The sequence below is a fragment of the Nonomuraea sp. NPDC026600 genome (assembly GCF_040638335.1).
Classification (GTDB): domain Bacteria; phylum Actinomycetota; class Actinomycetes; order Streptosporangiales; family Streptosporangiaceae; genus Nonomuraea.
Genome location: NZ_JBEZYD010000049.1, coordinates 58,134 through 78,701 on the forward strand (window position 1 = coordinate 58,134; position 20,568 = coordinate 78,701).

A 20,568-nucleotide genomic window follows, 5' to 3' on the forward strand; every position below is an offset into this window, starting at 1 on the left:
CAGATACCCTAGCCAGCGTCGGCCCGCGAGCTCCGGGGTGGGCCGTCCGGGGTGACGATCGCCAGCAGGCCGTCGCGGTCGAACCTGTCTCCCCGGCCGTACTCCTTCTCGTAGGCCGCGTCACCCAGCCGCTCACGGGCCCGGGCCGACACGCGGGCGACGTCACGATCACCCGTGAGCGCCGTGCCCCGCCAGGTACGGGCGGCGCCCAGCAGCACGGCGGCCCGCTCGTGATCCCCCGTCAGCCCCGCCACGCCCGCGAGCCCTTCGACCGCCGACGCCAGGAGAGGCCGGCTGTGCAGATCGAGCGCCCGGGCCACCGCCTCCCGCTGCAGCGCCGCCGCCCGCACCGCCGCACCCTCCTGCACGGCGATCCAGCCCAGCGCGATCAACACCCGCACATGGCCGAGGTCGGCCCCGAACGAACCGTCCGGCCCTGGGTTCGGGGGCTCGTCCGAACGTCCGGTACCGGTCCGGTGCTCGGTCAGCAGTTGTTCGTACGCGCGCCGCGCCCCCGCCACGTCCCCGCTCAGCCGGGCGACCTCCGCGAGCCCTTGCCGGGCCTTCCCCGCGACCTCCAGGGCACCGGTTCGGCGGGCCAGGTCCAGCGCCTCCTCGTAGTCGACGCGGGCCGTGCCCAGGTCGCCCAGCAGGATCGTGCCCTCCCCGCGCCGGCAGAGCAGGTCGGCCCGGTCCTCGACGGCGCCGAGCTCGTCCGCCAGCCGCAACGCCTCCGCCACCAGCGCCGCGAACCGCTCGCCGTCCCCCCGCCAGCACACCAGCTCCGCGAACTCCGAGAGCGTGGTCAGCATGCCCCAGCGCTCCCCGAGCGACCGGAAGCACGCCAGCGCCAGCTCGAACTCGCCTTCCCCCGTCGCCACGTCACCCGCCAGCAACTGCGCGAGCACGCCGCGACCGAGGTGGCCCAGACCGTCCGTCCAGGGATCGGCGCTGGTCCGGATGCGTTCGTCGATGGCGTCGCGGTAGTCCGGGTCCGACGGACCGGCGAACGTCGCCCAGAAGTAGATGAGCTGAGGGCGGTGCTCGACCAGGTTCATCGAGGCCATGAGCCGTTTGGCCGTCGCCAGGTGCGGCCGCAGCTCGGAGACGCCGCCGTGGGCGGCGCTGAGGACGCAGAGGACGTACTCGCCCGCCAGCTCGGCGGGCGGCTCGGTGCCGACGGCGGCCAGCAGCGCGCGGACGGGAGCCGCGCCCTCCGCCCGGCGGCCACGCAGCCACCAGTACGTGATGAGGTCCGCGACCAGCCGCAATCCCAGCTCGGGATCGGCCGGTACGGCCCAGCGGACGGCGGCGAGCAGGTTGTCGTGTTCGGCGTCGATGCGGGCGAGCCAGCCGAGTTGTTCGGCACGGAGCAGGTGCGGCGCGGCCGTGCCCATCAAGGCCCGGAAGTGCTCGGCGTGCGCCCGCCGCAGCCGCTCGGTCTCCCCCGCCTCGGCGAGCCGCTCAGCGCAGAAGGCGTGAATGGTACGCAGCATCCGATACCGATCGCCGACCACCTCGACCAGCGACTTGTCGACCAGCCCCGCCACCACCTCCACGGCGTCGGCATCCCCGCACACGGCCTCGATCGACTCCAGCGTGGCTCCGCCCGCGAACACGCTCAGCCTCCTGGCCAGCCGCTGTTCCGGTATATCGAGGAGCTCCCAGCTCCACTCGACCAGCGCGCGCAACGTCCGGTGCCGCGGCTGGGCCGTACGGCTCCCCCGGGACAGCAGGCCGAACGCGTCGTCCAGCCGCGCGGCGACCTCGGCCACCGGCAGCGAGCGGAGCCGGGCGGCGGCCAGCTCGATGGCCAGCGGCAGCCCGTCGAGCGCGCGGCAGATCCGCAGCACGTCACCCGCGTTACCCCCATCGACGGCGAACCCGGGGCGCACGGCGGCGGCACGGTCGGCGAACAGGCGGATGGCGGGCGCGGACAGCGGCGGGGCGCCCTCGGCCGGCAGCGCCAGCGGGCTGACGGGGAACAGCGTCTCGCCCGTGACACCGAGCGCCTCCCGGCTCGTGGCGAGGACACGCAGGCCGGGACAGGCGCTGAGCAGCCGATGGGCGAGGGCGGCGGCGGCCTCGATGAGGTGTTCGCAGTTGTCGAGCACGATCAGCATCGGGCGGTCCGAGAGGGCCCCGACGAGCCGCTCGCCGGGAGAGCGCTGTTCCTGGGCGGAGAGCAGGCCGTCGCGCAGGCCGAGCGCGGCCAGTACGGCCCGCGCCACGTCACCGCCCTCGGCCAGCTCCCCCAGCTCGACGAAGGCGACCTCACCCGGATGCCGTACGGACGTCTCGATCACCAGCCGGGTCTTACCCGCGCCCCCGGGGCCGATCAACGTGACCAGCCGGGCGGCGGTGAGCAGGTCCGCGATCGCGCCGAGATCCTCCTGCCTGCCCACGAAGCTGGTCAACTGGGACGGCGCACCCCGAGAAGCGAGGCTCGGCTCGGCAGGTACCGGCGAAACGGGCAGCTCACCCCGGAGTACGGCCAGATGGACGGCGGCCAGCTCCGGCGACGGATCCACCCCGAGCTCCTCGGCCAGCGTGCTCCGGGCCGCCTCGAACGCGGCCAGCGCCTCACTCTGGCGCCCGCTTCCGTACAGGGCCCGCATGAGCTGCCCGCGTAGCCGCTCCCGTACCGGATGGGCCCCGACCAGGCCCTGCAGCTCGGGGACGAGCTCGCGGTACCGCCCCAGGGTCAGCTCCGCCTCGATCCGCTCCTCCGTGACGTCGAGCCTGAGCTCCTCCAGCCGCGTGACCTGCGTCGCCGCGAACGGCGCGTCGCGTACGTCCGCCAGCGCCGGCCCGCGCCACAGCCCGAGCGCCCGGCCGAGCACGGCGGCCCGCTCCTCGGCGGACCCCGCCGCGCGGCCTTCGGCGGCCAGCCGTTCGAAGACGAGCGCGTCGACCTCGGCCGGATCGACAGCCAGCCGGTATCCCGCCGGATGGAACTCCACGGGCGCGTCCGACCCAAGGCCCCTGCGTAACCGGGAGATCTGGGACTGCAGGGCGTTCACGGCTCCGGGCTGTTCGCCGTACAGGCCGTCGATCAGGCGTTCGGCGGTGACGATCCGGCCCGCGTCCAGGAGCAGGAGGGCGAGCAGCGCACGCAGCCGTGGCCCGCCGGTCGCCATCGGGCTCCCGTCGGTACGGCACGTTTCCAGGGGACCGAGTATCCGAAACCGCACAACCCCGATTGTCGCCCACCCGGGCTCGCCGATAGACCTACTGGTACCGCCCGACGTTCTGGGGAAACTGGCCGGTGTAGTTTCCCGGCGGGTCGTAAACGGCTACGACATACCAGCGATCGGAGGCACTGCGGGCCAGGCCGACGCCGAGTTTTCTGCTGCCTTTCCAGACCACCTGCGTGAAATTGCCCGTGGCATTGCTGAATCCGGGATTGTCGTAGTCATATGCGGCGGCCCCGTCCATCCAGGCCTTGACGACCTCGGCAGGCGTCGGCTGGTTCGGCCATGACATGAAGAGATTTTCCCCATAAGGGCCATGCGAGCGGCTCAGCGCGCCGTCGGCGGTGGCCATTCTCTGCGCCCGTTTGGTGGCGTAACGCGTCAACTCCGGGTCGAGGTCGAGGGGCTCGGCGCCGTAATGAGCGCGGAAGGCCTTGTGCTGGGCCGCCACGCCGATGGAGAAGGAATCGTTCCGCTCCACTACGGAGCTCGCGGCAGGCACCGAGGCGGACATGGTGAGGGCGGCGGCGCCCATCAACGCGACGATGACTTTGCCCGGATTTCGCATCTACGCTTTCCTTCTTCGGCGGTAATAACAGCGATATCCATGATGCTGTCCCGTCCGCCGGTTCCAGGGAGCGACACGCCTTTTCGAGGCGCGTCGAGCAGCCCGGGAAGAAAAACCGATTTCTCACATACGCCGGATTCAGTACACTCGCCACGAACAGCGCCCGCTGCGGGCGCATTGACGAGTGAGGGGAGCCGACGTGCGTCACAGCACCGCCTCGGTCATCCCCCCGTCACGGTATGAGGTGATCCTGGTGTCTTCGTCGGCCCGGGGTCGGCTGCGCGGCCGGCACTGGACGTCCCTGACGAACACCTGATCATTCAGCCTGGTTTCGTCCGGGAATCGCGCTGTCCTGTTTGAAGCGTCCCGAAGGGCCACAGGCCGTGCGTACCAACCTGCACCGACATCTTCCCGAATCCCTGACCAGCGTCCGCAACCTGGGCATCCTCGCCCACGTCGATGCCGGCAAGACCACCATCACCGAGCGGATCCTCTACATCACCGGCGCCACCTACAAACGTGGCGAGGTACACGACGGGACGACCACCACCGACTTCGATGCACAGGAGCGCGACCGCGGGATCACCATCTTCGCCGCGGCGGTGAGCTGCTCCTGGGACGGACACCGGCTCAACCTGATCGACACCCCGGGCCACGTCGACTTCTCCGACGAGGTGGAGCGCTCGCTGCGGGTGCTCGACGGCGCGATCGCGGTGTTCGACGGCGTCGCGGGAGTCGAACCGCAGAGCGAGTCGGTCTGGCGGCAGGCCGACCGGTACGGGGTGCCGCGGATCGCCTTCGTCAACAAGCTGGACCGCGCGGGCGCCGACCTCGACGCGGCGGTCGCGTCGATCCGCGAGCGGTTGCGGGTGGTCCCGCTGGTGGTCCACCTGCCGATCGGGCAGGAGGACGGGTTCATCGGAGTGGTGGATCTGCTGCGTATGCGGTCGTTGGTCTGGTCCGACGACACGGTCGAGGAGGGCCCGGTGCCGGACGCCCTGCGGGACGAGGCGCACCGGCGCCGACGGCTGCTCGAGGAGGCGGTGGCCGAGCTGCACCCGATCGCGCTGGAGGAGTTCTGCGCGGAGTCGGCGATCTCCGCGCGGACCCTTGCCGCCGCACTGCGCGACCTTACCCGTACCGGTGAGGGCGTCGTGGTGCTGTGCGGATCGGCGTACCGCAACCGCGGAATCGAGCCGCTCCTGGACGCCGCCGTGTCCTACCTGCCCTCGCCGCTGGACGTGCCCGCGGTACGCGGCACCCACGAAGGCGCGGTGCGGGAGCGCGCCGCCGACCCGGCGGGGCCGTTCGCCGCGCTGGTGTTCAAGGTGCAGTCGACCGCCACCGGGCGGCTGACGTACCTGCGGGTGTATTCGGGAACGATACGGAAGGGAGACGCGGTGCTGGACACCGGCGCGCGGCGCACCGAGCGGATCGGCCGGATCCTGCGGGTGCAGGCCGACCGGCACACCGAGGTGGATCAGGCGGTGGCCGGGGACATCGTCGCGGTGGTCGGGCTGAAGGCGGCCCGCACCGGCGCCACCCTGTGCGCGCCCGAGGCGCCACTGCTCCTCGAACCGCCGGCCGTGGCCGATCCGGTGGTCTCCGTGGCGGTCGAGGCCCGCAGGAGCACCGAGATCGACCGGTTGGCGGCGGCGCTGGCCCGGCTGGTGGAGGAGGACCCTTCACTGGTGGTCCGCACCGACACCGAGACCGGTCAGACGGTGCTGTCCGGGCTGGGCGAGCTGCATCTGGAGGTCGCGGCGGAGAAGATCCGCCGCGCCCACGGGCTGGACGTCGGCATCGGCCGGCCGCAGGTGGCCCACCGGGAGACGGTCGCTCGCGGGGTCTCCGGGTTTCTGTACCGGCACGTCAAGCAGGACGGAGGGGCGGGCCAGTTCGCCCACGTCGTCCTCGACGTGGATCCGCTGGACGCCGCCGACGGCGCGGTGTTCCGCTCGGCCGTCGTCGGCGGCCGGGTGCCACGGGAGTACGTCCGGGCGGTGGAGGCCGGTTGCCGTGACGCCCTGGCCGATGGACCCCTCGGGGGTCACCGGGTCACCGGACTGCGGATCACCCTGACCGACGGAGCCACCCATCCCAAGGACTCCTCGGAGCTGGCGTTCCGTACGGCCGGCCGGCTCGCGCTGCGCGAGGCGCTGCGCGCCAGCCTCATGGTGTTGCTGGAACCGGTGGTCGAGGTCACGGCCACCGTGCCCGACGACGCCGCCGGCGGGGTGCTCGGCGACCTGGCGGCCCGGCGCGGCCGGATCTCGGGCTCGACCGCGAGGGCGGGCACGGTGGTGATCACCGCGATCGTGCCGCTGGCCGAGGTGTTCGGGTACGCGACCAGGCTGCGTAGCCGGACCCAGGGCCGGGGCACCTTCACCACCCGGGCCGCCGGTTACTCCCCAGTCCGGTAAACGATGGCCCCGTCCGAACACGGACGGGGCCATTCGCCGCCGGACTGTGTCCAACGCGGACGGGGCCATCCACGGCCCTGGCGCCGCCTACGCAGCCGGGCGGAAGCGGCGAGGCGGGGTGTGGATGTCGAAGCTCAGCCGAGGCTGGGCCAGCACCGAGTGCGGCGACGTGTCCGGCGTGATCAGGCCGAGCCGTTCGAAGAGCGGAAAACTCGCGGCGGTAGCGACGAGATACCGGGGACGCATCGGCGGGTGCCAGATGCTGTAGACACCCACCTTCCCGTCTCGGCGCCGGTACCAGCCCTGGGTGGGATGGGTGAGCCGCTCCAGCCAGTCCGACTCGTCGGTGAAGCCGGCCAGCCGGGTGAGTGGTTCCCGGGTGAGTTCGGCCGCTTCGCAGCGGGCGTCCCCGGCCGTCAGCCGCCAGCGGGCCGGGTCGGCGTCCCAGTCCGCCTCGATCGCGATGCGCTCGCGGCTCCACGGCATGCCCCACAGATGCTGCGGGATCGCGACGACCGGGTGGTCCAGGCGGGTGCCGAAGAACCAGACGCCCGGCTTGCCGTACGCGGTGACGTAGGCCCGGTAGTTGATCTGCCCGCAGTCGATCCCCACCGGCGGGAAGAACCGGAAGTGGAAGTCCCGGTCGCGGAAGGCGACAGCGGACACCAGGGCTCCGGGACCATCGTCGAAAGTCATCTTCATCGGGGCGAAGCCCGGGGGCAGGTGCCGGGCCAGCGCGTCGGCGTCCACCCGGTAGCTGACGATCGCGAAGTCGTCCAGCTCCGTCCGCGCGTGAAACCAGCGCGGGCGCGGCCGGGAGGTGCCGACGAAGCTCATGCCCAGAACAGTACGACGGCCGCTAGTCACGTGCGCCGATCATCTCGACCGGGCGCCGGCTGAGGACGAGCCGGGCGGGCAGCGCCGTGGCGAGGAGGGCGAGGGCCGCGGCGGCGGCGATCACCGCGAGGTAGGTGAGCGGCGGGATGTGCGGCACGACCGAACCGGTCATGCCCGTGCTGAACGCCGCCAGGGTGATCAGCGCGATTCCCGTCCCGAGGGTCACCGCGATGACGACCGCGACCAGGGTCTCCAGGCTCAGCATCCGCAGCACCTGCCGGCGGGTGGTGCCGACCAGGCGCAGCAGGGCGAGCTCCCGCGACCTCGACGAGGTGGACATGGCGATGGTGTTGACCACGGCGATCGCGGTGAACGCGATGATCAGACCCATCGCCACATAGTTCACCTCGGCGTCGGCCGCGCCCGCCTCGGCCGCCTGGGCCCGGTCCAGCACGCCGACCCCCGGCGCGGCCCGTTCCAGATCCGCCCGGGTCACTGCGGGAGCCGCGACCAGTACGGTGCCGAGCGGGTCGTCCACGTGCCCGGCCACCAGCGCGTGGGAGAGCGTGAGGTCGCCGAATCCCAGCCCGCGCGAGTAGATCGCGACGACGCGCAGCTCGGCGGGGGTGCCGTCACCCAGCGTCAGGCGGATCTTCGCACCCGCCGAGACGCCGAGCCGCTCGGCCGCCGTCCGGCTGACCGCGACGGAGCCGTCATCGAGGCCGTCGAGCGAGCCGGCGACCACGCCCAGGTCCATCGTCCTGCCGAGCCCGTCAGCGGTAGCGGCCTGCGCGCCGTACTTGTCCAGGCCCACCCGCACGGAGGTACGCAGCACTTCGGTGACCGCCTCGACACCCGGGAGCCCGCGCACGGCCGCCGCCGTACCGGAAGGGACGTGCGGGCCGAGGACGTGCTCGGCTCTGGTGCCCGCAGTCGCCTGTTCCTGGGCCGCATGCCCCATCGTGGTCTGGACGAACAGGATCGTGCAGGTCATCGCCACCATCAGGCTGAGCGGCGTGACGACCGAGGCCAGCCGCTTGGACGTGGCCCGCAGACCGGCGCCGGCCAGGTACCCGGCCGTCCGGGCCGCCCGGAGCGGCACCCCGAGCAGGACAGTCGCCGTACGCGCGATCACCGGGCCGAGCAGCGACACGGCGACCGTCCACACCAGCGCGGTGAGCAGGGTGAGCGGGCTGGAGGCCGCCTCGGTCGACAGGGCCGACAGCACCAGCGCCAGCACGACGCCGCCCGCGGCGCAGAGCAGCCCGGCGACCATCCGGCCCGCGGGAACACGCGCCGCCGGCAGCTCCGCCTCGCCGAGCGCCTCCACCGGGCGGATCCGTACGGCGCGGCGAGCCGAGAGGTAAGCCGCCGCCCAGGCCGCCAGCACGGCCGCGCCCAGCGCGGCGAGCATGGGGAACGGGCTGACCACCAGCCGCAGGTTCTCCGGCATCGCGCCCAGCGCGACGAACCTGGAGCGCAACCAGAATCCCAGGCCGACGCCGGCCGCCGAGCCGAGGCTCCCGGCCACCACGCCGACCAGCAGCGCCTCGCCGCCGAGCATCCCGCGCACCTGGCGGGGAGTGGCCGCGACGGCCCTGAGCAGGGCGATCTCCCGCTGGCGTTGCTGGATGGACAGCGCGAACGTACCGACCACCACGAGGATCGCCACCAGCAGCGAGGTCCCGCCGAGCGCGCCGCCCAGGCTGATCAGCTTCACCCGCGCCTTCTCGGCGCCCAGGAACTCCACCGCGCCGCGTTCGTCCCCGGTGTAGGCGAGCACCCGGCCATCTGCGGCCGCGTCCTTCAGCGTCTCGGACACGTCCACCCCGGGGAAGACGCCGATCGCGCCGACCTGCCCTGCCCGTCCCGCCATGCGCCGGGCCTCGGCGGTGGCGAAGAACAGCGTGTCCTGGCTGGGCAGATCCTGGGTGGTGACACCGGTCACCAGGTAGGTCCTGCTCCCGGCCGCCGTCCGCACGGGCACGCGTGCGCCTGTGGAGAACCCCGACGCGGCCTCCACGACCACCTCGCCCTCCGCTTTCGGCGCACGTCCCGTACGCAACGTGTACGGAGTGAGCGCCGCCGACTCCCAGCCGTGCCCCTGGAACCGGCGGCCCGCCACGTAGGCGGGGAAGGTCACCTCGGTCACCACCCGCGAGACACCGGGGACCCGGCGCAGCCGGTCGGCCAGCGACGCGGGCACCCAGGCCTGCTCGGACAGCTGCTTGGCCTTGGTCTTGGTCTTCTCCTCCGACTTGCGGACCGTCTGGTGGACGAACTGGTCCCCGGTGACGATCACCGGGGCGCCCGCATAGCGCTCGGGGGCGACGCTTCCGCGCAGTCCCGTGTCCAGCAGCATGCCGCAGGCGCAGACCAGGGCGGCGGCGCAGAACAGCGCGACGAACGCCCCCGCGAACGCGGCCTTGCGGTGCCGGAGCGTCCGCAGCGCCACCGAGACCATCTCCATGGAGATCAACGCACCCACGCTCCCAGCCTGGTCATCCGCTCGGCGACCCGCTCCGCGGTGGGAACCGCCAGGGAGTCGACGATCCGGCCGTCGGCCAGGAACAGCACCGCGTCCGCGTAGGAGGCGGCCACCGGGTCGTGGGTGACCATCACCACCGTCTGCCCCGTCCCGTCCACGATCTCCCGCAGCAACGTCAGCACGTCACGGGCGGTCATCGTGTCCAGCGCGCCGGTCGGCTCGTCACCGAACACGACCTCGGGCCTGGTGACCAGCGCCCTGGCGATGGCCACCCGCTGCTGCTGGCCCCCGGACAACTGCGCGGGCCGGTGGCCCGTCCGCCCCTCCAGGCCCACCTTGGACACGACCTCGTCGAGCCACGCGCGGTCCGTCCGCACGCCGGCCAGTCGCAGCGGCAGCGTGATGTTCTCGAGCACGGTGAGCGCCGAGACCAGGTTGAACGCCTGGAACACGAAGCCGATCCGCTGCCTGCGCAACACGGTCAGCGCGGTCTCGTCCATCCCGGCCAGTTCGGTGCCGCCCAGCCGCACCGAACCCGAGGACGGCACGTCCAGCCCCGCCGCGCAGTGCAGGAACGTGCTCTTGCCCGATCCCGAAGGGCCCATGACCGCGGTGAAGCTCCCGCGGGGAATGCCTACCGACACTTCGCGCAGGGCCGCGACCGCGCCCTGCCCCTTCCCGTAAACCTTGCTCACCGCGTCCAAGCGCAGCACGTCTGTCATGGCTTCTACCCTGCTGACCAGGCACGGCGCGGAACAGAGACCCGATCACGCATCCACCATGACATCATCATGATCCGGACACTGATAGACATACCACTGTGATTCGTGTGCTTCTCGCCGAGGACCAGCACATCATCCGGGGCGCCCTGGTCGCGCTGCTCGGCCTCGAACCGGACCTGGAGATCGTGGCCGCAGTCGAGTCGGGCGATGCCGCCATTCCCTCGGCTCTGGTTCACCGGCCGGATGTCGCGGTGCTCGACATCGACATGCCCGGCACGCTCGACGGCCTGGCCGCCGCGGCCGAACTCCGCGTGAAGCTGCCGTCGTGCCGCACGCTCATGCTGACCGGGCATGGCAAGCCTGGGCATCTGCGCCGCGCGCTCGGGGCGGGGGTGGACGGGTTCCTGCTGAAGACCGCGCCGCCGGAGGACCTGGTCTCGGCGATCCGCGAGGTCGCGGCCGGCAAGCGGGTGCTCGACCCCTCGCTGGCGGTCACCGCCTGGGACCTGGCCGACAACCCGCTGACTCCCCGGGAGGCCGACGTGCTGCGCATGGCGGCGGGCGGCGCCGACGCGGTCGAGATAGCGTCCCGGCTCTTTCTGGGCGCGGGGACGGTGCGCAACTACCTGACCGCCATCGTCGCCAAGCTCAACGCCCGCAACCGCACCGACGCCGTCCGCATCGCCACCGAGGCGGGCTGGATCTGACCAACCGGTTAGGCGACCGGCCCAGCGATCGGCAGGGAGCTGGGCGCCTGGGCCGTCAGCTCGAACCAGCCGTCTTCGCGAGCCGTGCCGAGCCGTCCGTCCAGCGCCGCCAGGCGGGTGGTCAGGTTGCCGATCCCGGCCGAGCCGGGCCGTCCCTCCGCCGAACGCACGCCGTCGTTGCGTACGCGGAGCCGTACCACCCCGTCCTCCGCCACCGTCGTGATCGCGCAGTGCCGGGCCGAGCTGTGCCTGAGCACGTTGGTCACCGCTTCCCGCAGCACCGTGCCCAGGACGTTCTCCACTTCTGCGGACAGCTCCCCGTGCGCGAGGTCGAGCTCCACCTCGATGCCCGCGGCGGCCAGCACCGACCGGGCCGACTCGGCCTCGGCGGCCAGCGACATCGCCGGCTGTTCGCCGGAGATCACCCGCAGGTCCGCCTCCGCCTTCTCGGCCATGGCCAGCACGTCCACCAACTCGGCACGGGCCCGCACGGGGTCCAGGCGTCTGGCCAGCTCGCACTTGAGCAGGATCGCGGCCAGGCTGTGCCCCAGCAGGTCGTGCAGGTCGCGGGCGGCACGCAGGCGCTCCTCGACCACGGCGGAGCGGGCCAGCGCCTGCCTGGCCTCCTGCAACTCCCGTACGAGCTGGGCCAGTTCGATCAGCCCGTACACGACCAGCCCGGTCACGACCGTGCTCGCCGCGAAGTTGACCGTGACCGGGACCGGCAGGCCGAGCAGCACCGCGCTCGCCGCCACGCTCGCCGTCACGCACCCGACCAGGGGCCAGGCCACCCGCCACCGGAAGGCGAGCAGGATCGGGCCGGCGAGGAACCCGGCCACGCCCACCCAGGCCCTGCCGAACACCGGAATCGGCAGGTAGACCAGCAGCGCCAGCACGGCGAGCGCGGCCATGTGCCGCCCGTTGACGTACCGGAGCTGCATGACGACGATCACGGCGAGACAGGCCGCCGCGGGCACCAGCAGGCTCGCGGGGACGAGCAGCAGCGCCTTGATCGAGAATCCGACCAGCACGGCGGCGAGCAGCGCGACGGACAGCCGGTAGGCGCCCGGGTCCTCCGCGGCCTCCTTCGGCCCTTCGGGCAGCACGGCGTCGACGGTCAACCAGCCCTCGGCGGACAGGCCCGTGGTCAGGCCGCCGCCCGCCTGGCTCAGTTGCGAGGCCAGGTCGGCCAGGCTCTCGTCCTCGGCCGTGCGGGCGCCGTCGTGGGTGACGCGCAGCCGTACCGTGCCGTCGGCCGCGGTGGTCTCGATCACGCACGTTCTGGCGGTGTTCTGCCGTACGACCTCGGTCACCACCTCCCGCAGCACCGCCGCGAGCAGCGCGCCGGCGGGGCCGAGCGGCTCGGCGTGCCCGACCCGCGTCTCGGTCTTGATCAGCGCGGCCGTCAGCATCGCGCGGGCGGTCGTCATCTCGGGCGCCAGTGACGTGGCGCGGTAGTCCGCGGCGGCGTTCCTGGTGGCGGCCAGGGAGCGGCGGGCGGTGCCGACGACCTCGCCGAGCACCTCCGCCGCGCGTTCCGGCTGATCCACGACCGACCGGACGCCTGCCGCGATCGCGGCGAGCCCTCTGCCGAGGCCGTCGCTCAGCCCGGTGGCGATGCGCAACCGCTCCTCGGCCGCCGCCGCCAGCGCCAGCGCCAGCCGGGCGGCGTGCGTCTCGTCCACCCGATCGGTGAGCCGGGTGAGACCGTAGATCACCAGGGCGATCAGCACCATGCTGATCGCCGGGTCCGCCGGACCGGCGACGGCCGCGCTGACCGCCACCAGCGGGGCCAGCGGCCAGGCCGGGGTCAGCAGCAGCGACCCGCCCAGGAAGCCGAGCAGCCCGACGGAGGTGCCGAAGCCGAGCGTGGCCGCGTAGCCGACCAGCGCCTGTACGACCAGCAGCCACGGCCCCCTGAACCGCCGCAGGGAGCGCAACACGTGAACGAGCTGCAGCCCGAACGCCACGATCGCGAGCGGCGAGCCCGCCAGCACATAGACGGAGGTGAACCCGGCGAGCACCACGATGACGATCCCCCGCGCCAGGCGCGGTACCGGAACCTGCGACAACTCACTCCCCCGTGTCAGACCGGGGGCAAGCCTATGGGTTGTCCGTTTCGTGAGGAGGTCATGGATCTTCGGTGACGCGGTCTCTGGTTCGAGGATTCACGGCCCGACAGAGTCGATCACACAAGCCGAACTGAAGAGGACCGCCAATGCGAAACCTTGCGAAACTGTCCGCCACCGGAGCAGCCACCGCCCTGCTCGCCGCGGGCCTCGTCGCCCCCGCGCAGGCGGCGGCCACCTCGTGGAGTGCCTGCCCCGCCGGGCCCGGTGTCGACGCGCGGCAGGAATGCGCCACCCTTCAGGTTCCCCTGGACTACCAGGCGTCCGGCGGGCCGGCGATCTCGCTGGCCGTGTCGCGGATCAGGACCGCCAAGCCCGGGTCACGCCGTGGCGTGCTGCTGATCATCCCCGGCGGGCCGGGCAGTCCTGGCCTGAACCGGCCCAGTGTCCTGGTCAAGAAGCTGCCGCAGGACGTGCTCGACCGCTACGACATCATCGGGTTCGACCCGCGCGGCGTGGGCCAGAGCTCACCCGTCTCGTGCGGGCTCGAGACCCGTGATCTCTCGCTCACCAGGCTCAAGCCGTACCCCGACGCCGAGGGCGACATCGCGGAGAACGCCGCCTGGTCGCGCCGGATCGCCGAGGCCTGCGCCCGCAACGGCGGGCCGCTCATCCGGCACATCACCACGCGCAACGAGGCCAGGGACATCGACGGCATCCGCCGGGCGCTGGGCGAGCGGAAGATCTCCTACTGGGGCGTCTCCTACGGCACCTACGCGGGCGCCGTCTACGCCACCATGTTCCCCGAGCGCACCGACCGGGTCGTCCTGGACAGCAACGACGATCCCGATCCGAACCGGGTGGCGCGGCAGTGGCTGGCCAACTACACCGTCGGGGTGGAGGACCGCTTCCCCGACTTCGCCGCCTGGGCCGCGGCCCGTGACGGCGAGTACGGCCTCGGCACCGACGCGACGGCGGTCCGCCAGACCTTCCTCAAGCTCGCGGCCGACCTGGACCGCGAGCCCCTGCCCTGGCCGGGGGCCAATCCGGCGGAGCTGAACGGCAACCTCCTACGGGAGACCATGCTCAACGCGCTCTACTCCGACACGAACTTCCCCATGCTGGCCGGGCTCATGCGAGCCGCCCTGACCACGGGCGAACTGCCCCCGTCGAACACGCCACCGGCGGCCGCCCTGCAGAACACCGCCGCCACCGCCGGCGCCACCATGTGCAACGACGTCGAGTGGCCGGACTCGGTCGCCGCGCACCAGCGCCAGGTGGCGCGTGACCGGATCGCCCACCCGCTGACCGCGGGCATGCCGGTCAACATGGGGCCGTGCGCGTACTGGCCGGTCAAGCCCACCGAGCGGCCCGTACGGGTCAGCTCGCACGGCCCGGCCAACGTGCTGCTCATCCAGAACCTGCGTGACCCGTCGACGCCGTACAGCGGTGCGCTGAAGATGCGCCAGGCGTTCGGGCAGCGGGCCCGCATGGTCAGCGTCGACTCCGGCGGCCACGGCGTCTACCTCGCCAACGGCAACGCCTGCGGCGACCGGTCCGTGACCGACTTCCTGACCACCGGGCGCCTGCCGATGCGCGACAAGAACTGCTAGCTCTCCGCTCCGCGGGCGGTCGTAGAGATCGTCCCGGTCTGATCTGCCTGCTCGGTCAGGCCCCGCCCGCGCACAACCCGCCATCGATGGTGACGATGACGCCGCTGGTGTAGGCGGAGCGGTCGGAGGCGAGGAACGCCATCATGTCGGCGATCTCCCGAGGCTTGGCCGGCCGGCCGAGCGGGAAACGCGTCGCCGCTTCCCGGAAGCGGTCGCTCGTGGCGATGAGCTTGGCGATCCGCTCGGTCTCGACCGGCCCCGGATTGATCCCCACAATGCGGATGTTGTCGCGCAGGCTGCGCCCACCGAGCGCCCGGGTGAACGCCATGAGCGCGGCGTTGCCGGCACTTCCGGCGATGTACGCGGAGTCGACCCGCTCCCCCGCGGCGCCGATGTCGTTGATGATCACACCGTGCCCGCGAGCCTTCATCTGGGCGTAGACGAGCCGGGTGAGGTTGATGTAGCCGAACACCTTGAGCTCCCACCCATCCCGCCAGGCCTGCTCGTCCACCTCGTCCAGCGAGCCGGCCGGGATGGCAGGTGGCAACCCTCCTCGGCCAGCACCTCGGCGGCCGCCGCGCCGATCCCCTTCGAGCCGCCGGTGACGAGCGCGCTCCTGCCACGAAGCTGAAGATCCATGACCAGCCCCATTCCATTACCTAGTGGATACTAGGTACAGCGTTACCTAGTCTGAACTAGGTTGTCAACGGGAGGCTCCTTGACCAGGAAGAGGCTGACACCCCAAGCCCGGCGCGAGGTGATCGAGCGCGCCGCCACAGAGGTGTTCGCCGAGCGCGGCTACCACGGCGCCTCGGTCGACGAGATCGCCAGGCGCTCGGGCATCTCGGTGCCGGTCCTGTATGACCACTTCCCCGGCAAACTGGAGCTGCACCGGCACCTGCTGCAGCGGCATTTCGCCGATCTACGGGCGATCTGGCACCGGCACCTACCCGGCGAGGGCCCGGCCGACCAGCGCATCTCACGTACCATCGACGACTGGCTCGGCTACATCGAGCAGCACCCCTACGCCTGGCGGATGCTCTTTCGCGACACCACAGGCCAAGACGAGATCGAAGAGCTCCGCCGCCAGGTCGAGGCCGAGAGTCGGGCGCTGATCCTGCCGATGTTCGCCCGCGAGTACGAGGCCGACGGCGTCGAGCTGGAGCTCGCCTGGGAGGCATGGCGCGCCGCCATCCAAGGGCTGGCACTGTGGTGGTACGACCACCGCGACATCCCCCGCCACCAGGTCGTCGCCGCCGCGATGAACGCCCTCTGGCTCGGCCTGGACCGCCTACGACAAGGCGAGAGGTGGCCCGACTGACCCGGCCCGCCCGTCACCGAGCCGGCAGATCGAAGATCAATATCTCCTGGGGTGTTCGACAAGTGCATCACGGTCAACCCCAGAACCAAGGGCAAGAAGAAGATCGATAACAGCATGCCCAACAAGGTGACGCTCCCCAGGAGCTGCTAGGAAGCCGTCTCCGAAGCCGGGGCCTGGTGGGTGACGACCCCCCACAGCTCATCGGCCCGGTTTCGGGACGGTCCCACCACAGAGGCAGTCCGGGTAACGGCCGAGGCGACGGTCCACCACACCGCTTTGGGATGCTCCCGTGGAGATCAACCACCATGAAAGCGGTAGCCAGCCCGAAGCCCGGCTCAGAAGAGCGACAAGTTGGGGACAAGCTTGCCGGCAGCGTCGATCAGCAGCCTGGTAGCCGCGATCGCCTCCGCCGCCTCATCCACTCCAACGTCGTCGCCTGGGCGCAGGGGATATTCGATCTCATTGCGACGGCGCCGCAGCGCACCGAACTGTGCGCGCAAGACCTCCTCCACAACGTAGTGCCCTCCCGTCGAGGTAGGGCGAAGGCCCTGGTGCGCCAGCACCGCTGTGCAAGCGTGTCGAGCGGCATCGTAGGCGAGGATAAAAGCACTGTCGGGATCGTCAACGATCGTCTGGGCTGTCCGCAACGTCCGCTCGGCGCGTTCCAGCCATTCAGAGCCGTCGGCAGCCGATCCACCGATCTTCTGGATCCGCCTGTCCGCCAGGAGGCGTTCCACTTCGGCCTCTCCTCTGGCCCAGCGCTTCATACGGCCTCCTCGGGAAGTTCTCGCAACCAAAGCACAGGTGAAGAGCGGATCTGCTCGACCAGCGCGTCCGAAGCCTCCGCCCAGCGCTCTCGCGTGACCAGCACGGGGTTGACTGGAATGCCCAGCCTCCGTTCTACGCGCTCGACGGCCTCATATACATCGCCTCGAGTGGGATGTCCGATGACCAGGACGTCGATGTCGTTCGGTGGGGGGCCAGGCTCTCCGAGATACCGGCTCGCCCACGATCCGAAGATGGCCACGGCGTCTACACCTTGGACTACCAGGATCTCCTCTTCAGGGGGACGCGCGGCCCGAAAGCCAGAGTGAGCATCTCGGTGAGCGGCCAGGCACCATGGCCCGGATCAGATGAGCTCGACCGACCCGGCGACCGCCGAGAAGTCCCGCTTCCAGCAGACGTCCCACTTCCCGTTGCAGGGTAGTGAGCGGCGCTCCGACGCGTCCGGCCAGTTCGGTCAGTGTGAATTCTTGATCTGGATGGAGATGGAGAAGCGTGAGCAGGTCAGCCTGATGTCTCGACCTGAAGATCGGCAGTAGCGGAGGCGGCTCACTACGCATAGATGAAAGTTGTCACCCATCTATGCGTAGTGTCAGGCGCTTGGAAACCGATGCCGCGCCACGTCATGTTCGGCGGGGCCAAGCCGGCGATCGACCACCACGGTTGACCGGTCCTGTCACAGGTCCAGGACGAGCTCGTCGCGGGGCTGGGAGCAGCAGATCAGGACGTTGTCCCGGGCCGGCGCGTCGACCGGTTCGGGTGAGTAGCCGACGCTTCCGGACAGCAGGCCGCTCTCGCAGCTGTGGCAGACGCCCGTACGGCATGACCAGCGGGTGGGCACGTCGCAGGCCTCCGCGAGTTCGAGCAGGCTCGCGTAGGCCGGGTCCCACTCCACGGTCAGGCCGCTGCGTGCGAACGAGATCCGCGGGCCCGTGCCGGGCGGACCCGCGGGCGGGTGCACCGGCCGGGCGGGGACGCTGGTCAGGCCGGGGTTCAGGGCCGGTCCCGTACCGAAGATCTCGGTGTGTACGCCTGCGGGGGCGAGGTCGGACGAGGCCAGGACGGCGGGCAGTTCGTTCATGAACGCGGCGGGGCCGCACAGGTAGACCTGGGCGGCCCGCGGAGCGCCGACGGCACTGAGCAGGCCGAGGGAGAGCCGGCCCGCGGTCTGGTAGTCGACGCCCTGGCGATCACCGGGCGCCGGGCGGCTGTAGCAGATGTGCCGGTGCGCGTTGGGGAGCCGGGCCAGCAGGTCGCGGCTCTCCTGGGCGAAGGGGTGCTCGGTGCCATCGCGCGTGCCGTACAGCCACCAGACCTCACGTGCGGAACGCGCGGCGACCAGCGCGTGCAGCATGGCCAGGACAGGAGTGGCACCGATGCCGGCGGACACCAGCAGGACCGGTGCGTCGCCGGCCTCCAGGGTGAAGGCGCCACGCGGCGCCGCGAATTCGAGGACGTCGCCCACGCGCAGGTGAGCGCGGAGATAGCCGCTGGCGGACCCGTGCGGCTCCTGCTTGACGCTGATGCGATACGCGGCGGCGTCCGGGCGGCCGGACAGCGAGTAGCTGCGGATGAGCGGAGGGCCGCCGCCGTCCGGGCGCAGCCGTACGGTGAGGAACTGGCCGGGCAGCGCCGGCGGCAGCGGCGTGCCGTTGTCGTCGGCCAGCGTCAGGGAGAACACGCTCTTGCTCTCCGCGTCGATACGGGTGACCCGCAGCGGCCGGAACCCCTCCCAGGCAGGCGGCGGCCCGCCGGCGGAGGCGGGCGTCAGCCCCGCATTGCCGGCCGGTTCGCCGTCGGGCTGGTCGAGCAGTGCCCGGAAGGAGGTCTGCCAGCCGGGGCTGAGAGCGGGGACGCGCAGCGCACGGGCCACTCGCTCGCGGGAGTGGCCGGGCAGGTACAGCAGGGCGTCGATCTCGGCGACGGTCATGCCTTCCGGACCGGAGGCGATCTTGACGATCTCCTGCCCCGCCTCCACCCGGCCCTCGGTGAGGACCCGGAGGTAGAAGCCGGGACGCCGGTGGGAGACGAGCAGGGCGGCCAGCCGCGGCTCGCCCATCCTCAGCCCCACCCGGTAGCAGGTGACGCGCGGCTGGGTGACCTCGAACACCGCCTCGCCGATCCGGTAGCGGTCGCCGACGCACACCTCGTCGTCGGGCAGGCCGTCAACGGTGAAGTTCTCCCCGAACTGCCCGAAGGTGAAGTCGTCGCGCCCGAACCGCTCCTGCCAGTAGCGGTAGGAGTCGATCTGGTAGACGAGCACCGCGCGCTGCTCACCGCCGTGCCCGTCGAGGTCTCCCTGGCCGTCTCCGTCGATGTTGAGCCGGCGTACCATCCGGGGCCCGGCGACAGGCCGCTTCCACACGCCGGTGTGTACGGTCCTGCCTCGCCAGGAGACGTCCTGTGGCAGGCCCACGTTGATCGCCAGCAGCTTGGCGCGGCCGTTCATCGTGAAAGCGAACTCCGAGGAACCATGGTGACAAACCACCACAAAGCGTACCAAGCCGCACTGCTGTGACTGGGTATAAAGGGCCTCATGGCATGCCGCATCAGTGAACTCGTGCTCAACTGCCGCGACCCAGAGCGTCTCGCCGCGTTCTGGTGCGAGGTGCTCGGATATGTGGTGCTCGACCGTGAGGAGGGCAGCGTTGAGATCGGTCCGAAGGAGGGGTTCGGCGGGCTGCAGCCGACCATCATCCTCAGTCCGACCGACAACCCGAAGGCCGGCCGGCTTCCGCTGCACATCGACGTGAACCCCACTGATCGAGATCAGGCCGCCGAGCTCGACCGGCTGCTGGCCATCGGCGCCAGGTTCGCCGACGTCGGGCAGACGGGTGAGGAGTCCTGGCACGTGCTGGCCGACCCCGAGGACAACGAGTTCTGCCTGCTCCGCCGACGACTGGACGATCAGTGACCGCGGCGTGGCGTTCCAGCGGGTGATCTCCACAAACAAGGACGTCAGCAGGCCGATTCCCGACCGGCTGCCGCGAGGACAGCCGGTACGGTACGAGTCATGCGCGCCGATGAAGCGGCATCGGTGATCCTCGCCGCACTCGTGACGCTGTCCACCGGGTGCGGCGGCGCGACTCCGTCCGCACAGCACCAAACCAGCCCAGGGCTCGTCGTCCCGGCGACCGGGCGGGTCACACCGCCGCCCGCGCTGGCCGGGAAGACGGTGGTGATCGATCCCGGCCACAACGGGGGCAACGCGTCGCACCCAGAAGTGATCAACCGGCAGGTCGACATCATCACGCAGCGGAAGCCGTGCAACACGACGGGGACCGAGACCGACGCCGGCTACCCCGAGCACGCGTTCACCTGGGACGTGGCCGGCAGGCTCAGGCGGCTGCTGGAGAAGATGGGGGCGAAGGTGGTGCTGACCCGGCCCAACGACACCGGCGTCGGGCCGTGCGTCACCGAGCGGGCCGCCATCGGGAACAAGGCGAAGGCGGACGCGGTCCTGTCCATCCACGGCGACGGCGCGACCGCGGGCGGGCACGGGTTCCACGTGATCCTGCCCGGCCTGGTGAAGGGGCACAACGACGCGATCATCCAGCCGTCCCGGCGGCTCGGGGTCATCGTCCGGAACGCCTACCGGAGCGGCACCGGCCTCGCGTACTCCACGTACAGGGGCAGGAACGCGCTGGACACCCGCACCGACCTGGGCGGGCTGAACCTGTCGACCCGCCCGGCGGTGTTCATCGAGTGCGGCAACATGCGCAACCGCGGCGACGCCGCCAAGATGTCGGACCCCGCCTTCCGCGAACGCATGGCCACTTCCCTGGCCACGGGCCTCACGAAGTACCTCAACGGCTGACTACCGGTTCACCCCGTACTCTTTCC

The 20,568-nt window shown here is 71.4% G+C and carries 16 protein-coding genes; 7 read left to right on the forward strand and 9 right to left on the reverse strand.

Translation table 11 applies throughout. The features are described 5' to 3' along the window. Window positions 1-8 precede the first annotated feature (8 nt). Window positions 9-3,140 carry a BTAD domain-containing putative transcriptional regulator gene (locus AB0F17_RS58190; protein WP_358043418.1) on the reverse strand — a complete coding sequence of 1,044 codons (3,132 nt, stop codon included), beginning with the start codon at window positions 3,138-3,140 and terminating at the stop codon, window positions 9-11. A gap of 91 nt (window positions 3,141-3,231) precedes the next feature. Next, the gene (locus AB0F17_RS58195) at window positions 3,232-3,762 is read right to left on the reverse strand and encodes a CAP family protein (protein ID WP_358043421.1); all 531 of its coding nucleotides are present in this window, start codon (window positions 3,760-3,762) and stop codon (window positions 3,232-3,234) included. 383 nt (window positions 3,763-4,145) lie between these two features. Here AB0F17_RS58195 and fusA point away from each other — a divergent pair, with 383 nt between their 5' ends. Further along, window positions 4,146-6,185, forward strand: a complete 2,040-nt coding sequence (gene fusA / locus AB0F17_RS58200) for an elongation factor G (protein WP_358043424.1) — start codon at window positions 4,146-4,148, stop codon at window positions 6,183-6,185. 87 nt (window positions 6,186-6,272) lie between these two features. On the opposite strand, the gene AB0F17_RS58205 is transcribed toward fusA, so the two are convergent. Genes AB0F17_RS58205 through AB0F17_RS58215 form a run of 3 tightly spaced genes read right to left on the reverse strand, consistent with a single transcriptional unit; the run spans window position 6,273 to window position 10,232 of the window. After that, window positions 6,273-7,022, reverse strand: a complete 750-nt coding sequence (locus AB0F17_RS58205; RefSeq protein ID WP_358043427.1) for a DUF2071 domain-containing protein — start codon at window positions 7,020-7,022, stop codon at window positions 6,273-6,275. Between the two features lie 22 nt (window positions 7,023-7,044). Further along, entirely contained in the window at window positions 7,045-9,510 is a 2,466-nt protein-coding gene (locus tag AB0F17_RS58210; protein WP_358043430.1) for an ABC transporter permease, read from the reverse strand. Beyond that, window positions 9,498-10,232: an ABC transporter ATP-binding protein gene (locus AB0F17_RS58215; protein WP_358043433.1), complete on the reverse strand. Its 735-nt coding sequence runs from the start codon at window positions 10,230-10,232 to the stop codon at window positions 9,498-9,500. The genes AB0F17_RS58210 and AB0F17_RS58215 overlap by 13 nt, the downstream gene beginning before the upstream one ends. A gap of 98 nt (window positions 10,233-10,330) precedes the next feature. Between AB0F17_RS58215 and AB0F17_RS58220 the strand changes: the two genes are divergently transcribed. After that, a complete protein-coding gene (locus tag AB0F17_RS58220; protein ID WP_358043435.1) occupies window positions 10,331-10,939 on the forward strand; it encodes a response regulator transcription factor in 609 nt (202 codons plus the stop codon). A gap of 8 nt (window positions 10,940-10,947) precedes the next feature. Here the strand turns inward: AB0F17_RS58220 and AB0F17_RS58225 are convergent, their stop codons facing one another. Next, window positions 10,948-13,011 (reverse strand): histidine kinase, encoded by a 2,064-nt coding sequence (locus AB0F17_RS58225; protein WP_358043438.1) that lies wholly within the window; start codon window positions 13,009-13,011, stop codon window positions 10,948-10,950. A 146-nt stretch (window positions 13,012-13,157) separates the two neighbouring features. On the opposite strand from AB0F17_RS58225, the gene AB0F17_RS58230 reads away from it, so the two are divergent. Beyond that, window positions 13,158-14,621, forward strand: a complete 1,464-nt coding sequence (locus tag AB0F17_RS58230; protein ID WP_358043441.1) for an alpha/beta hydrolase — start codon at window positions 13,158-13,160, stop codon at window positions 14,619-14,621. 55 nt (window positions 14,622-14,676) lie between these two features. On the opposite strand, the gene AB0F17_RS58235 is transcribed toward AB0F17_RS58230, so the two are convergent. Beyond that, window positions 14,677-15,168, reverse strand: a complete 492-nt coding sequence (locus AB0F17_RS58235; protein ID WP_358043444.1) for an SDR family oxidoreductase — start codon at window positions 15,166-15,168, stop codon at window positions 14,677-14,679. Between the two features lie 171 nt (window positions 15,169-15,339). Here AB0F17_RS58235 and AB0F17_RS58240 point away from each other — a divergent pair, with 171 nt between their 5' ends. Next, window positions 15,340-15,942: a TetR/AcrR family transcriptional regulator gene (locus AB0F17_RS58240; RefSeq protein ID WP_358043447.1), complete on the forward strand. Its 603-nt coding sequence runs from the start codon at window positions 15,340-15,342 to the stop codon at window positions 15,940-15,942. Between the two features lie 335 nt (window positions 15,943-16,277). Here AB0F17_RS58240 and AB0F17_RS58245 read toward each other — a convergent pair whose 3' ends face one another. Continuing rightward, entirely contained in the window at window positions 16,278-16,709 is a 432-nt protein-coding gene (locus AB0F17_RS58245) for a hypothetical protein (protein WP_358043449.1), read from the reverse strand. Between the two features lie 366 nt (window positions 16,710-17,075). Between AB0F17_RS58245 and AB0F17_RS58250 the strand changes: the two genes are divergently transcribed. Continuing rightward, window positions 17,076-17,264, forward strand: a complete 189-nt coding sequence (locus AB0F17_RS58250) for a hypothetical protein (protein ID WP_358043452.1) — start codon at window positions 17,076-17,078, stop codon at window positions 17,262-17,264. A 137-nt stretch (window positions 17,265-17,401) separates the two neighbouring features. Here AB0F17_RS58250 and AB0F17_RS58255 read toward each other — a convergent pair whose 3' ends face one another. Next, window positions 17,402-19,174 carry an MOSC and FAD-binding oxidoreductase domain-containing protein gene (locus AB0F17_RS58255; RefSeq protein WP_358043456.1) on the reverse strand — a complete coding sequence of 591 codons (1,773 nt, stop codon included), beginning with the start codon at window positions 19,172-19,174 and terminating at the stop codon, window positions 17,402-17,404. 87 nt (window positions 19,175-19,261) lie between these two features. Here AB0F17_RS58255 and AB0F17_RS58260 point away from each other — a divergent pair, with 87 nt between their 5' ends. Both AB0F17_RS58260 and AB0F17_RS58265 read left to right on the forward strand, forming a co-directional pair. Beyond that, the gene (locus AB0F17_RS58260) at window positions 19,262-19,639 is read left to right on the forward strand and encodes a VOC family protein (RefSeq protein WP_358043459.1); all 378 of its coding nucleotides are present in this window, start codon (window positions 19,262-19,264) and stop codon (window positions 19,637-19,639) included. 99 nt (window positions 19,640-19,738) lie between these two features. Next, the gene (locus AB0F17_RS58265; RefSeq protein ID WP_358043462.1) at window positions 19,739-20,542 is read left to right on the forward strand and encodes an N-acetylmuramoyl-L-alanine amidase; all 804 of its coding nucleotides are present in this window, start codon (window positions 19,739-19,741) and stop codon (window positions 20,540-20,542) included. The last annotated feature ends 26 nt before the right edge of the window (window positions 20,543-20,568 follow it).

Bases quoted from the DNA above. Each gene is read 5' to 3' on its own strand.
- AB0F17_RS58255 (WP_358043456.1), bottom strand. From the start codon at position 19,174: ATGAACGGCCGCGCCAAGCTGCTGGCGATCAACGTGGGCCTGCCACAG.
- AB0F17_RS58205 (WP_358043427.1), bottom strand. From the start codon at position 7,022: ATGAGCTTCGTCGGCACCTCCCGGCCGCGCCCGCGCTGGTTTCACGCG.
- AB0F17_RS58260 (WP_358043459.1), top strand. From the start codon at position 19,262: ATGGCATGCCGCATCAGTGAACTCGTGCTCAACTGCCGCGACCCAGAG.
- AB0F17_RS58215 (WP_358043433.1), bottom strand. From the start codon at position 10,232: ATGACAGACGTGCTGCGCTTGGACGCGGTGAGCAAGGTTTACGGGAAG.
- AB0F17_RS58265 (WP_358043462.1), top strand. From the start codon at position 19,739: ATGCGCGCCGATGAAGCGGCATCGGTGATCCTCGCCGCACTCGTGACG.
- AB0F17_RS58230 (WP_358043441.1), top strand. From the start codon at position 13,158: ATGCGAAACCTTGCGAAACTGTCCGCCACCGGAGCAGCCACCGCCCTG.
- AB0F17_RS58245 (WP_358043449.1), bottom strand. From the start codon at position 16,709: ATGAAGCGCTGGGCCAGAGGAGAGGCCGAAGTGGAACGCCTCCTGGCG.
- AB0F17_RS58195 (WP_358043421.1), bottom strand. From the start codon at position 3,762: ATGCGAAATCCGGGCAAAGTCATCGTCGCGTTGATGGGCGCCGCCGCC.
- AB0F17_RS58190 (WP_358043418.1), bottom strand. From the start codon at position 3,140: ATGGCGACCGGCGGGCCACGGCTGCGTGCGCTGCTCGCCCTCCTGCTC.
- AB0F17_RS58250 (WP_358043452.1), top strand. From the start codon at position 17,076: ATGAGCTCGACCGACCCGGCGACCGCCGAGAAGTCCCGCTTCCAGCAG.